The sequence below is a fragment of the Tabrizicola fusiformis genome (genome assembly GCF_013328815.1).
Lineage (GTDB): Bacteria > Pseudomonadota > Alphaproteobacteria > Rhodobacterales > Rhodobacteraceae > Fuscibacter.
On sequence record NZ_JABUHN010000002.1, the window covers coordinates 38,396 to 51,078 of the forward strand.

The 12,683-nt window shown below is 64.9% G+C and carries 15 protein-coding genes; 6 read left to right on the forward strand and 9 right to left on the reverse strand.

Features of this window, described 5'->3' with window-relative positions:
• Positions 1-107 precede the first annotated feature (107 nt).
• The 4 genes from HS053_RS02745 to HS053_RS02760 form a co-directional block, all read right to left on the reverse strand.
• Positions 108-686, reverse strand: a complete 579-nt coding sequence (locus HS053_RS02745; RefSeq protein WP_174209677.1) for a DUF805 domain-containing protein — start codon at positions 684-686, stop codon at positions 108-110.
• Between the two features lies 1 nt (position 687).
• A complete protein-coding gene (gene sucD / locus HS053_RS02750) occupies positions 688-1,572 on the reverse strand; it encodes a succinate--CoA ligase subunit alpha (RefSeq protein ID WP_174209678.1) in 885 nt (294 codons plus the stop codon).
• A gap of 4 nt (positions 1,573-1,576) precedes the next feature.
• The gene (sucC, locus tag HS053_RS02755; RefSeq protein WP_174209679.1) at positions 1,577-2,770 is read right to left on the reverse strand and encodes an ADP-forming succinate--CoA ligase subunit beta; all 1,194 of its coding nucleotides are present in this window, start codon (positions 2,768-2,770) and stop codon (positions 1,577-1,579) included.
• 158 nt (positions 2,771-2,928) lie between these two features.
• Positions 2,929-4,122: a hypothetical protein gene (locus tag HS053_RS02760; protein ID WP_174209680.1), complete on the reverse strand. Its 1,194-nt coding sequence runs from the start codon at positions 4,120-4,122 to the stop codon at positions 2,929-2,931.
• A 96-nt stretch (positions 4,123-4,218) separates the two neighbouring features.
• On the opposite strand from HS053_RS02760, the gene HS053_RS02765 reads away from it, so the two are divergent.
• Complete coding sequence (locus HS053_RS02765; RefSeq protein WP_174209681.1) at positions 4,219-5,094, forward strand: glycosyltransferase family 2 protein; 876 nt, start codon at positions 4,219-4,221, stop codon at positions 5,092-5,094.
• On the opposite strand, the gene HS053_RS02770 is transcribed toward HS053_RS02765, so the two are convergent.
• The 4 genes from HS053_RS02770 to mdh form a co-directional block, all read right to left on the reverse strand.
• The gene (locus HS053_RS02770; protein ID WP_174209682.1) at positions 5,043-5,741 is read right to left on the reverse strand and encodes a class I SAM-dependent methyltransferase; all 699 of its coding nucleotides are present in this window, start codon (positions 5,739-5,741) and stop codon (positions 5,043-5,045) included. The genes HS053_RS02765 and HS053_RS02770 overlap by 52 nt on opposite strands.
• Positions 5,742-5,782: 41 nt before the next feature.
• Entirely contained in the window at positions 5,783-7,015 is a 1,233-nt protein-coding gene (gene pepT / locus HS053_RS02775) for a peptidase T (RefSeq protein WP_174209683.1), read from the reverse strand.
• A 7-nt stretch (positions 7,016-7,022) separates the two neighbouring features.
• Positions 7,023-7,187, reverse strand: a complete 165-nt coding sequence (locus tag HS053_RS02780) for a hypothetical protein (RefSeq protein WP_174209684.1) — start codon at positions 7,185-7,187, stop codon at positions 7,023-7,025.
• Between the two features lie 130 nt (positions 7,188-7,317).
• Positions 7,318-8,280: a malate dehydrogenase gene (gene mdh, locus HS053_RS02785; protein ID WP_174209685.1), complete on the reverse strand. Its 963-nt coding sequence runs from the start codon at positions 8,278-8,280 to the stop codon at positions 7,318-7,320.
• Positions 8,281-8,443: 163 nt separating this feature from the next.
• Between mdh and HS053_RS02790 the strand changes: the two genes are divergently transcribed.
• Complete coding sequence (locus HS053_RS02790; RefSeq protein WP_174209686.1) at positions 8,444-9,196, forward strand: sulfite exporter TauE/SafE family protein; 753 nt, start codon at positions 8,444-8,446, stop codon at positions 9,194-9,196.
• Positions 9,197-9,244: 48 nt separating this feature from the next.
• Here the strand turns inward: HS053_RS02790 and HS053_RS02795 are convergent, their stop codons facing one another.
• Positions 9,245-9,457: a CsbD family protein gene (locus HS053_RS02795; RefSeq protein ID WP_174209687.1), complete on the reverse strand. Its 213-nt coding sequence runs from the start codon at positions 9,455-9,457 to the stop codon at positions 9,245-9,247.
• Positions 9,458-9,921: 464 nt separating this feature from the next.
• On the opposite strand from HS053_RS02795, the gene HS053_RS02800 reads away from it, so the two are divergent.
• The 4 genes from HS053_RS02800 to HS053_RS02815 all read left to right on the forward strand — a co-directional run bounded on the left by HS053_RS02800 (position 9,922) and on the right by HS053_RS02815 (position 12,672).
• Positions 9,922-10,785 carry an HpcH/HpaI aldolase/citrate lyase family protein gene (locus HS053_RS02800; RefSeq protein WP_174209688.1) on the forward strand — a complete coding sequence of 288 codons (864 nt, stop codon included), beginning with the start codon at positions 9,922-9,924 and terminating at the stop codon, positions 10,783-10,785.
• 39 nt (positions 10,786-10,824) lie between these two features.
• A complete protein-coding gene (locus tag HS053_RS02805; RefSeq protein ID WP_174209689.1) occupies positions 10,825-11,379 on the forward strand; it encodes an NnrU family protein in 555 nt (184 codons plus the stop codon).
• On the forward strand, positions 11,379-11,582 hold the full coding sequence (locus HS053_RS02810; RefSeq protein WP_174209690.1) for a DUF1737 domain-containing protein: 204 nt from the start codon (positions 11,379-11,381) through the stop codon (positions 11,580-11,582). Before HS053_RS02805 ends, HS053_RS02810 begins: the two co-directional genes overlap by 1 nt.
• Positions 11,583-11,643: 61 nt before the next feature.
• Complete coding sequence (locus HS053_RS02815) at positions 11,644-12,672, forward strand: MaoC family dehydratase (RefSeq protein WP_174209691.1); 1,029 nt, start codon at positions 11,644-11,646, stop codon at positions 12,670-12,672.
• Positions 12,673-12,683 lie beyond the last annotated feature (11 nt).

Sequence of the window (12,683 nt, forward strand, 5' to 3'; positions counted from 1 at the left end):
AGGTGATAACGCGCGCCGGTCATGTTTTTTGGAACAGATAGTCGAAGTGATCGATTGCGAAGGGCATTCGTCCTCGGCGGGAAGACATGAGGTGTGGACTTGCCCGGTCATAGAAGAGCCTCCGAGGGAGGAGGGCCATAGCGGTTGGGGCGGGCTGATCCCGGAACGAACCCACTCGCGAGATTTACGGCAAAGAGGCCGAAAACGGATGGTTCGAGCATTTCAAACATACGCAGGTGGGGGTAACCGAAATCAAGGCGGTTGAGCCCCGATTTGGTGAGGTTGGCAATCCAAAACAGCAGGTCGTCGAATTCCCGGGTAAGGTTCAGGAATTGGTTCTCCCAGTTTAGGAAACTGGCAAGGACAACCGCTAAGCCGAACAGAAGGGACATTACGCCTGGAAACCCAAAATCATGCCAGCGCCGGGCAAAAATCGGCAGGAGCATTAGGGGGATCAGAAGGCTGCCTGCTTCCCACAGTGCCGCAATAGGGAACTGATCACGCGGCGATTCCCCGCAGGATTCGAACATCGGATAATAGCTTCGGGCAAAGTTACACGCACCGGAAAGGGCACTGATGGCCGCTAGGCAAGTCATCAGAACCATCCAGAACTCGAAACGGTTTGACCGTCCCGAGAACTGGAGGCTCTTGGCAAAGCCCATCTTGATGGCGCGTGCCGGTTCCATGTTACCCCTTGAGCGCCTTCATCACGGCTTCGCCCAGATGGGCGGGGCTTTCGGCCACGACGATCCCGGCGCTCAACATCGCCTCGATCTTCGATTCCGCGTCGCCCTTGCCACCCGCCACGATGGCACCGGCATGGCCCATGCGGCGGCCCTTCGGCGCGGTGCGGCCTGCGATGAAACCGGCGGTCGGCTTCCAGCGGCCGCGCTTTTTCTCATCGGCGAGGAACTGCGCGGCTTCTTCTTCGGCAGAGCCGCCGATTTCGCCGATCATGATGATCGAGGTGGTTTCCGGGTCGGCGAGGAACATCTCCAGCACATCGATATGCTCGGTACCCTTGATCGGGTCGCCGCCGATGCCCACAGCCGAGGATTGGCCAAGGCCGAGGTCGGTGGTCTGCTTGACCGCCTCATAGGTCAGGGTGCCCGAGCGGCTGACGACGCCGACCGAGCCGCGCTTGTGGATATGGCCGGGCATGATGCCGATCTTGCAGGCGCCGGGGGTGATCACGCCGGGGCAGTTCGGCCCGATCAGCCGGGTCTTGGAGTTGATGAGGGCGCGCTTGACCTTCATCATGTCCAGAACCGGAATGCCTTCGGTGATGCAGACCACCAGCGGAATCTCGGCGTCAATCGCCTCAAGGATGCTGTCGGCAGCGAAGGGCGGCGGGACATAGATCACGCTCGCATCGGCGCCGGTGCGTGCCACGGCTTCGTGGACCGAGTCAAAGACCGGCAGGCCCAGATGCTCGGTGCCACCTTTGCCGGGGGTCACGCCGCCGACCATCTTGGTGCCATAGGCGATGGCCTGTTCGGAGTGGAAGGTGCCCTGCGAGCCGGTGAAGCCCTGACAGATGACTTTGGTGTTTTCGTTGACGAGAACGGCCATGGGATTATCCTTTCACCGCTTTGACGATCTTTTGTGCCGCATCGGCGAGGTTGTCGCCTGCGATCACGTTCAGGCCCGAGTTGCGGATGATATCCTTGCCCAGTTCCACGTTGGTGCCTTCAAGCCGGACCACCAGCGGAACCTGCAGGCCGACTTCCTTGACCGCGGCGATCACGCCTTCGGCGATCACGTCGCAGCGCATGATGCCGCCGAAGATGTTGACGAGGATGCCTTTGACGTTCGGGTCAGAGGTGATGATCTTGAACGCCTCGGTCACCTTTTCCTTGGTGGCGCCGCCGCCGACGTCAAGGAAGTTGGCCGGTTCGGCCCCGTAAAGCTTGATGATGTCCATGGTGGCCATCGCAAGGCCCGCGCCATTCACCATGCAGCCGATGTCGCCATCCAGCGCCACATAGTTCAGGTCGAATTTCTGCGCGGCGAGTTCCTTGGGGTCTTCCTCGGTCTCGTCTTTCAGCGACAGGATGTCGGCGTGGCGGTAAAGCGCGTTGCCGTCAAAGCCCATCTTGGCATCGAGCAGCTTGAGGTTGCCGTCCTTCAGCACGACCAGCGGGTTGATCTCCAGCATGTCCATGTCTTTCTCGACAAAGAGCTTGTAGAGATTGCGCACGATGCCGACGCATTGCTTGACCTGACCGCCGGTCAGCCCAAGGCCGAAGGCCACGCGGCGGCCGTGGAAATCCTGAAAGCCGGTGGCAGGATCGACCGAGAAGGACAGGATCTTTTCGGGCGTGTCATGCGCCACGTCTTCGATCGACATGCCGCCTTCGGTCGAGGAAACGATCGAGATGCGGCTGGTCTGACGGTCGATCAGCAGGGCCAGATACAGCTCGCGCTCGATGTCGCTGCCGTCTTCGATGTAGATGCGGTTCACCTGCTTGCCCGCTTCGCCGGTCTGCACGGTGACAAGGGTGCGGCCCAGCATCTGGCGGGCGAATTCGGCGGCCTCGCCGACCGAGCGGGCAAGGCGGACGCCGCCCTTTTCCCCGGCTTCGGGTTCTTTGAAATGGCCCTTGCCGCGACCACCGGCATGGATCTGCGCCTTGACCACCCAGAGCGGTCCGTCAAGCTCGCCCGCGGCGGTCTTGGCGTCTTCGGCCTTCAGCACGACCCGGCCGTCGGAAACCGGGATGCCATAAGAGCGCAACAGCGCCTTGGCCTGATATTCATGGATGTTCATGGGTGGGCCCCCGTCATGATGAATTTGGGGCGTGATGGCATGAATTTCAGCCGCCGCAAAACGGGATTTGTCGTGGATGCGCAGAAATATCTGCTTTGTGATCACAGAAATTTTTCCTGTGATCACAAAGCGCGGATGTTAGCGGAAACCCGCCCGCATCAGTTGAACCAGAGCGCCAGCAGCATCGGCTCGCCGCCCGCGAGGGATTCGAAACGGCTCCAGTTTTCGGCACTCACCAGCGGGCCTGCCTCAAGATAGGGCAGCGCGGCCCAGCCCTGCACCCATCCGGCCAGTGGGGCGGGGCGTGGTTCGGAGAAGAGTTTCGCAATGTTGATGCCGCCGCCCGCCCCGGCCCGCCAGTAGGGGGCCAGCTTTTCACCCTTCAGCAGCGCCTCGCCATCGGCCAGCACGGCCTGCCAGCTTTCCGCCGTGCCTTCGGGCAGCGCCAGCCCGAGGGCCGAGGTCTGCCGGGCATTGGGCAGCCATTCGGCGGCATTGTCGGTCTCGGCCCCAACCCGCGCCCAGAAATCGCGGTTGGCGGCGATGGCGGACATAAGGTGGTCGCGCGCCACGGCCATGCGGGCGGCGTCGGGCTGTTGCTCCAGCGTGGCCAGGATCAGGGCGATCAGGTCGATGGTGCCAAGGCCATCGCTCTCCATCCCCAGATAGGCGTCAAGCGGCAGGGGGCCGTATTGCTCCAGAGCGGCCCGCGTGGTCAGAATGCGGGTCAGGGGTTCGGTCGGGTCATAGGCCAGAACCATCTGGCTGACGGCCTGCAACGCATGGGCATATGCGGTCAGCCATGCGGCATCGGCGGCGTCAAAGCGGATCACCGGGGCGGGGGTGCCCGGCGCACGCTCCTCCCAGCGCCAGCCCATGAGGGCAGGCCCGGCAATCTCCAGCAGGTCTTCGCCGGGGTCGCGGGTGGTATTGCTGTTGATGTCGAACCAGAGGTCGCCAAGGTTCACCTCAAGCCCGAATTCGGAGGTGGCAGCAATCGGGTCCAGCGCGGCGCGGGCGGCTTCAAGCCGGGCATCGGCGGCGGTGAAGATGGCGGCGACGGCGCCCGGGTCAAAGGCTTGTGGCGCGGGATTGTCGGGCACGGTCAGCCGCAGCAAGGGCAGCAGTCCGGTGCGGTCGGTCATGCCGTTCTGCCAGCGGATCTGAAAGCTTTGCTCAAGGGCCGACAGAAACCGCAACCCGCCAAGGGCAAAGCGTTCGTCGTCGGCAGGGGCGGGCAGGGCGGCCAGCCGCGCCTCGGTGGCGGCAATCCCCGCGCGGCCGATCTCGGCGGTCAGGGTTTCGCCAGCGGCAGGCGTGGCCAGCATCAGGGCAAGCAGGGCAGCGCGCATCGGGGCCTCCGGTTTTGGCCGCAGGGTGCGCGCGCCGTGGCGTTTTGGCAAGCGGGCAGGGTTTTCTCTGGCATCAGGCCGACTTATGGTCACCCCATGCGCCATATCATCAGCCTGACCACCATCCCGCCCCGTTTCGCCAGCCTTGGCCCGTTGTTGCAGGCGCTGCGCGACCAATCCTCGCGCCCCGAGGCGGTGGAGCTGTGGTTGCCGCGCCGTTATCGCCGCTTTCCCGGCTATGGCGGTGCGCTGCCCGACCTGCCCGAAGGCATCACCCTGCGCCTGACGGACGAGGATCTGGGTCCGGCGACCAAGGTGCTGCCCGCGGCCCGCGCCAGACGGGGCGAGGCGGTGGAGATTCTGTTCTGCGACGATGACCATATCTATGGCCCGCGCTGGGCGGCGGGCCTCTTGGCTGCGCGCGCGCGCCACCCCGAGGCGGCGGTGGCGGCGGCGGCCACCACGCTGGTCGCGATGGGGCGGCCTTGGACTGCGCCCGGCCCCCTGCCGCGGGCGAAAATGGCGGTGCCCCATACGGAACAGCGCCTGTTCCGGCTGCGCCGCGGCCTTCTGGCGCTGCGCCATGGCGGGCGGGCGCGCATTCCGCTGATGGCGCCCTTCCGCACGGTGGACCGGGCCGGCTATGCCGACTTCTTTGAAGGGTATGGCGGGGTCGCTCTGGCGCCCGACATGCTGGACGATGCCGCCTTCGACATTCCGCCGGTCCTGTGGTCGGTGGATGATGTCTGGCTTTCGGGCCATCTGGCGCGGCGCGGCATTCCGATCTGGACCGAGCCGGGGCTGCACCGGGCGCGGGCGCAGCATGGCGTGTCGCGCACCGATCCGCTTTATGCCGCGATCATTCAGGGCAAGGGGCGGCGCGATGCCAACCGCGCCTGCATCGACCATTTCCGCCAGACTTATGGCATCTGGGGGGGTAGCGACGCAGGCTCGGCCAGCCAAAGCACCTGACCGCGCGGCAGGCGGGTGTCCAGCGGGCGGGCGTCAAAGCCTGCGGCGCGGGCCATCGCGGCAACCTGCGCCGGGGGCACATGCCATGGTGGGCGGCTGGCATGGGTCACCACGCCGTCGCGCTGGCGCAGGCTTTCCACCCCTTCGGGCGCCTGAAACACAGTGAAGAGCAGCCGCTTCAGCCGCGGAAACCGCGCGCCGATCCGGGCCAACGCGGCTTCGGTCATGCCGGGGGGCAGATGGGTGAAGACGGCGAAACAGATGGCAAGGTCAAAGTCGTCGGGCAGGCCCGGAAAGGCGAAATCGCCATCTTCCACCAGATGGTGCAGCGGCAGGCGGCTTTTGTCGGCCAGTTCCTCTTCCCAGCCGCGCCGCATCAGCGCGCCGGACAGGTCGGTCGCCCAGTAATTCCCCGCTTCAAGCCAGGGCACCAGCAGGCAGCCCAGCCGCAGCGACCCCGCCCCGATGTCCAGCACCCGGTGACCGGGTTGCAAGCCTGCCTCGATGAGCAGGCGCATCTGCGCCTCACCCGTCTCTTCCCAGCGGCCGCCCACGATGTCGCGGTGCCGCCCCTCGGCCAGCGCGCGGTCATAAAACCCGGGCATCAGATAGGGCGAGACCGGCCCCGAGGCGCGCGGTTTTACCATTTCATCTTGGTCCAAATATCCATGCGACGCCTGCCTAGGGATCAGCGGGCGGCCTTTTGCACCAGCCCAAGGCACAACTGCGTGGCAAGGGCCATGTCCTGCACCGAAATCCATTCCAGCGGGCCGTGGATTTCCTGCATCCCGGTGAACAGGTTGGGGCAGGGCACGCCCATTTCCGTCAGGCGTGAGCCATCGGTGCCGCCGCGGATCGGCACCGAGACGGGTTCGATCCCCAGATCGCGGGCGGCAGAGCGGGCCAATTCGACCGGCGTCATGTCATTTTCCAGCCAATAGCGCATGTTGCGGTATTGCGGGGAAATGGTGCAGGTGATTTCGGCGCGCGGCTCGCTCGCCTGAACGGCGGCGCAGACCTGTTGCAGCAGGGCGCCCTTGGCGGCCAGCCCGTCGCGCTCAAAATCGCGCAGGATGAATTTCAGGGTCATTTCCGACGACCCGCCGGTCATCGAGGTGGCATGGATGAAGCCTTCGCGCCCCTCAGTCACTTCCGGCGTCAGGGTGGCTTGCGGCAGGGTGGCGATGATCTTGGCGGCAAGGTGAATGGCATTGACCATCTTGCCCTTGGCCAGCCCCGGGTGGATCGACACGCCCTTGACGGTCACCACCGCGCCATCGGCAGAGAAGCTTTCATACTCGATCTCACCCACCGCGCCGCCGTCGAAAGTATAGGCGAAATCGACGCCCAGATCGGCCGGAAGGCGCTTGTCCACGCCGCGGCCGATTTCCTCGTCCGGGGTGAAGGCAAGGCGCAGCGTGGGGCGCGAAATCGCAGGGCTGGCCAGCAGATGGCGCGCGGCGGTCATCAGCACCGCCACCCCGGCCTTGTCATCGGCACCGAGGAGCGTGGTTCCCGAAGCCGTCACGATGTCATGGCCCAGCTTTTCGGCCAGATGCGGCGAGGTTTCCGGCGAAAGGGTCAGCGTGGGGTCGTCCGGGTAGCTGATCGCCCCGCCGTTCCAGCCCCGGATCACCCGGGGTTTCACGCCGGTCGCGTTGAACTGCGGCGCGGTATCGACATGGGCGAGAAAGCCGATCACTGGGCCGGGCGCGGTGCCGGGGATCGTCGCCAGAACGGTGCCGTAATCGGTCACCCGCACCTCGGCAGCGCCCATCTCGCGCAGCTCGGTCTCCAGCAGTCGTGCCATGTCAAGCTGCCGCGCGGTCGAGGGCTGTGCCGGGCTGTCCTCATCGCTCTGGCTGTCGATGGCGCAATAGCGCAGGAGGCGGCTCTCAAGCTCGGCGTCGAAGGCGGTCATTGACGGTTCAGCCCTTTTTCTTGGCTTCGGCGGCGGCCTTCATCCGGGCCAGAAGCGCGGCTTTCTTTTCGGCCTCGGCCCCCTTGGTTTTCGGGGCGCCGTGGCGGTTGAGGTCCAGCGCGTGGTGGCTGTCCTTGGCACTTTTGGGATTGCCGGATTTCGAATAGTCCATGGCGGCCTCCGCAGGATGGGAAATGTTCTGCCCCCCGGGATGCACCAAAGCGCGCGCCGGGGCAAGGTGGCAGGGACCGCGAATGCAAAAGGGCGCCCGGAGGAGCCCTTTGTCAAAGGTCGGCGCAGGCTCAGGCCAGCGTGGGGTCGATGCCCTTGCAGGCGGTGACAAGGCCCTTCACCGCATCGACCGACTTCTGGAACATCGCCTGTTCGGCGTCGTTCATCTGGATTTCCACCAGACGCTCGACGCCACCCGCACCGATGATCACCGGCACGCCGACATACATGCCGTCGAGGCCGAACGCGTCCTTGACATAGGCCGCGACCGGCAGCAGGCGCTTCTGGTCCTTGAGATAGGCTTCGGCCATTTCGATCGCCGAAGCGGCGGGCGCATAGAAGGCCGAGCCGGTTTTCAGCAGGCCGACAATCTCGGCGCCGCCGTCACGGGTGCGCTGGATGATGCTGTCCAGCTTTTCCTGCGTGGTCCAGCCCATCTTGACCAGATCGGGCAGCGGGATACCGGCAACGGTCGAGTAGCGGGCCAAGGGCACCATCGTATCGCCATGGCCGCCCAGCACGAAGGCGGTGACGTCCTTCATCGAGACGTTGAATTCGGTGGCGAGGAAGTGGCGGAAGCGGCCGGCATCCAGCACGCCCGCCATGCCCACCACCTTGTTGTGCGGCAGGCCGGAGAATTCGCGCAGCGCCCAGACCATCGCGTCAAGCGGGTTGGTGATGCAGATGACGAAGGCGTTCGGGGCATGTTCCTTCAGGCCCTCGCCCACGGCCTTCATGACCTTGAGGTTGATGCCCAGAAGGTCGTCGCGGCTCATCCCCGGCTTGCGCGGCACGCCGGCGGTGACGATGCAGACATCGGCGCCTGCGATGTCGGCATAGGAATTGGCGCCCTTGAGCATCGCATCAAAGCCTTCGATCGGGCCGGACTGGGCAATGTCCAGCGCCTTGCCCTGGGGGGTGCCTTCGGCGATGTCGAACAGAATGACGTCGCCGAGTTCCTTGATGGCCGCGAGATGGGCGAGCGTGCCGCCGATCTGGCCTGCGCCGATGAGCGCGATCTTGGGTCGTGCCATGGTGAATCCCCCCTTCGGGTTTGCTGACTGACGCGGGGTTCGTAAGCCCAAAACGCCGCCTGACGCAAGCCTGCCGCGCTGCGGCAAAGTGGGTTTGTCTGGTGGAGGGCCCTGGATTGCGCTAACAGGGCCGCGATGCAGCGAGGGGGGCCGTGGGTCCGGCATGGGCGGTTGGGAATTCTGGGCTGTGGCTCTGGTCGCGGCGGTGATGACGGGCATGGGCAAGGGCGGGCTGCCGGTGGTGGGCGCACTAGTGGTGCCCTTGCTGTCGCTGGTGATTTCGCCGGTGCTGGCAGCGGGGCTGATGCTGCCGGTCTATGTGCTGTCGGATATGTTCGGGCTTTACGCCTATCGCCGGGAGTTTGATGCGCGGGTGCTGGCGATTGCCGCCCTTGGCATGACGGCGGGGGTGGGCTTGGGCTGGGCGACGGCAAGCATGGTGTCCGAAGCCTGGGTCACTGTGCTGGTGGGGGTCATTTCGGTCGCCTTCGCGCTGAACCAGATCCTGCGGCGGGTGGTGGTGGCCGAACCGCGCCGGGCCGAGGTGGCGCCGGGCCTGTTCTGGTGCAGCATCGCGGGTTTCACCAGTTTCGTCAGCCATACCGGCGGGCCGCCCTATCAGGTCTGGACCCTGCCCTTGGGGATGCGTAAAGCCGTGTTCGCGGGCACCTCGACCATTGCCTTTGCCTATGTCAACGCGCTGAAACTGATCCCCTATTACTTTCTTGGCCAGTTGAATCTTGCCAACCTGAAGGTGGCGGCGATGCTGATGCCCATTGCGGCGGTTTCGGTGTTCTTCGGGGTCTGGCTGGTCAAGGTGCTGCCGGAAAAGCTGTTTTTCCGCATCGTCACCTGGTCGCTTTTGCTGATCGGGGTGGAACTGGTGTGGAAGGGGCTGCGCGCCGCGCTGGCATAAGGCGCAACAGGGCGCCCGAAGGCGCCCTGCGACCGGAAGGTGGGCCGGTCAGAGTTTGTCGGTCTGTTTCTTGACCGCATCCGCCACGTTCTTGACCGCATCCTTGGCTTTGGCGACGGCCTGTTGCGCCTCGCCCTTGGCTTCCTGAACCGCGCCTTCGGCGCGCAGCCTGTCATTCCCGGTGGCCTTGCCCACGGCCTGTTTGGCATTGCCCATCGCCTCGTTGGCAAGGCCCTTGATCTTGTCGGTGGTGCTGCTCATCACGAACTCCTTCGTTACGGGTGCATGTCCGGCACAAGAGGCCGATGCGCCTTGATCGCGCATGACAGCGAAGTGGGGCCGTCTGCCGCCAGATCAACGGCAGCCGGGCGGATTGGCCGGAAGCGGGCGGAAACCGGCGGAAAGCTGCGGAGAAGGGCCTTTATGGCACGCCGGAACCCGCCGAAATGCGGCGGTCAATCCCCGGAAGGCTTGACGCTCAGGGTAGAAACCCGGCCCAGCCGGCCTGCGTGGCAAGGATCATTCCGCCAAAACCGAGCGAAAGGGCGAAGAGGGTCTTTTCCATGCGGCGTCCTGAAGATCTGGCTGTCCGGTGCAGTCTGGCCGCCGCCATGCAACCAATCCGTTAAGGCGGCGCGCGCAATTTCTGCGATGCGGCATTTCTGCCCTTGCCGAAAATGCCAAAATGGTCAGTCTGTCCGCAAGATTATTGCCCGGAGAGAATCATGTCCTCGCGCCCCTACCGTTCGGTCCTTTACATTCCCGGCTCGAAAGAGCGGGCGCTGGAAAAGGCCATGGGCCTTGCGACCGATGCCATCATCTTCGATCTGGAAGACGCCGTGGCGCCCGAGGAAAAGCCCGCGGCGCGCGAACTTCTGGCGCGGGTGCTGACCGATGGGGATTTCGGCGCCCGGGCGCGGATCGTGCGGATCAACGGCTTTGACACCGAATGGGGCCGCGCCGATGCCGATGCGATGGACCGCGCGATTGCCGGCGGCGCAAAGATCGACGCCATCCTGATCCCCAAGGTCAACCGCGCCGCCGATCTGGATGCCGTGGCCGAAGCGGTGCCGGGCGCCGACCTCTGGGCGATGATGGAAACCGGCCTCGGGATGCTGAACGCAGGCGAGATTGCCGCGCATCGGCGGCTGAAGGGCATGGTGATGGGCACCAATGACCTTGCCAAAGAGCTGGGCAGCCGCTTTCGCGCCGACCGTCTGCCGTTGCAGGCGGGGCTTGGCCTCTGCCTGCTGGCGGCGCGTGCCCATGGCAAGGTGATCGTGGACGGCGTCTATAATGCCTTCAAGGATGATGAGGGGCTGCGCGCCGAATGCGAGCAGGGCCGCGACATGGGCTTTGACGGCAAGACGCTGATCCATCCGGCGCAGCTTGAGATTGCCAATGCCGCCTTTGCCCCTTCCGAGGCGGAACTGGCGCTGGCTCATCGCCAGATCGAAGCCTATGAGGCGGCCAAGGCGGCGGGGCAGGGCGTGGCGGTGGTCGATGGCAAGATCGTGGAAAATCTCCACATCGTGACGGCCAATGCCCTGATCGCCAAGGCGCGCGCCATTGCGGCGCTGGCGGGTTGACGGCAAGGTAGCCGCCGAAACCTGCCAGGAGTGCCCAGCATGCTGCTTTTGTCCCTCGGCCTGATCCTGTGGATCGCGCCCCATCTGTTGAAACGCCTTGCCCCGGGCCTGCGTGAAAGTCTGGGCGACAGGGGCAAGGGTCTGGTCGCGCTGTTGATCGTGGCGGGCGTGGTGCTGATGGTGGTCGGCTATCGCAGCGCCGAATTCGTGCCGCTTTATGATCCGCTGCCGGGCATGGGCCATGCGAACAACACGCTGATGCTGATTTCGGTCTTCCTGTTCGGCGTCGGCGGCACCAAGGGCACGCTCTACACCAAGATGCGGCATCCGATGCTCACGGGGCAGGTGATCTGGGCGCTGGCGCATTTGCTGGTGAACGGTGATCTGGCCTCGGTCGTGCTGTTCGGCGGCATCGGGCTTTGGGCGCTGGTGCAGATGGTGCTGATCAATCTGGCCGGCGCCTGGGCGCGGCCGACGGGCGGGCGGGGCCTGAAGGGCGATGCGATGAACCTTGTCGGCACGTTGGCCCTGTTCGGGGTGATTGCCTATATCCACCAATGGCTTGGCCATCCGGTCTTTCTGGGGAACTACTGATGAAGCTCTATCGCTTTCTGTCCGAGGATGACACATCGGCCTTTTGCCACAAGGTCACGGCGGCGCTGAACAAGGGTTGGGAATTGCAGGGCAGCCCGACCTATGCCTTTGACGCCGCGCGCGGGGTGATGCGCTGCGGGCAGGCGGTGGTGAAAGAGGTGCCGGGCACCTATACGCCCGAGGTGAAACTGGGCGAGCAGTAGGTCGGGGTTCACCCCGACTCTGGTGGGATGCCGGGGTGAATCCCGGCCTACGGAGACTGACATGAAAACCAATCCGGGCCGCTTCTTTGAGGATTACCGCATCGGCGAGGTGATTGCCCATGCCGTTCCGCGCACCGTTTCGGGGGGGGAGCGGGCGGTCTATCACGCGCTCTATCCCGCGCGCGGGGCATTGTATTCCTCGGATGAATTTGCCCGCGCCTGCGGTCTGCCGGCCAGTCCGCTGGATGATCTGATCGCCTTCCACACGGTCTTTGGCAAGACGGTGCCCGATATCAGCCTGAACGCCGTGGCCAATCTTGGCTATGCCGAGGGGCGCTGGCACCGGCCGGTCTGGCCGGGCGACACCCTGCGCGCGCAGTCCGAGGTGATCGGGCTGAAGGAGAATTCCAACGGCAAATCCGGCGTGGTCTGGGTGCGGACGCGGGGGCTGAACCAGCGGGGCGAACTGGTGCTGGACTACGTGCGCTGGGTGATGGTGCGCAAGAACCGCGAAACCCCGGCGCCGGAGCCGGTTGTTCCAAAACTGCAAGCCGCTGTGCCTGCTGAGGCACTGGTGATCCCCGAAGGGTTGGATTTCTCCAACTATGACTTCACCCTTGCCGGAGAGCCGCACCGTTGGGCCGACTATGACATCGGCGAGAAGATCGACCATGTCGACGGTGTGACCATCGAAGAGGCCGAGCATATGCTGGCCACGCGCCTCTGGCAGAACACGGCCAAGGTGCATTTCGATGCCACCTTCCGCGAGGATGGCAAACGGCTGATCTATGGCGGCCATGTCATCAGTCTGGCGCGGGCGCTGTCGTTCAACGGGCTGGCCAATGCGCAGATGATCGTGGCGCTGAACGGCGGCGCCCATGCCAACCCCTGTTTTGCGGGCGATACCGTGCGCGCCTGGTCCGAGGTGCTGGAAAAGGCCGAAACCGCAGCCCCGGGCGTGGGCGCGATCCGGCTGCGGCTGGTGGCGGTGCGGCAGGGGGCCGGGGCCTTTGCGCTGAAGGATGATGCCGGAAAATACCGCCCCGAGGTGCTGCTGGATCTCGATTATTGGGCATTGATGCCACTATAGGCCCGGGCGCG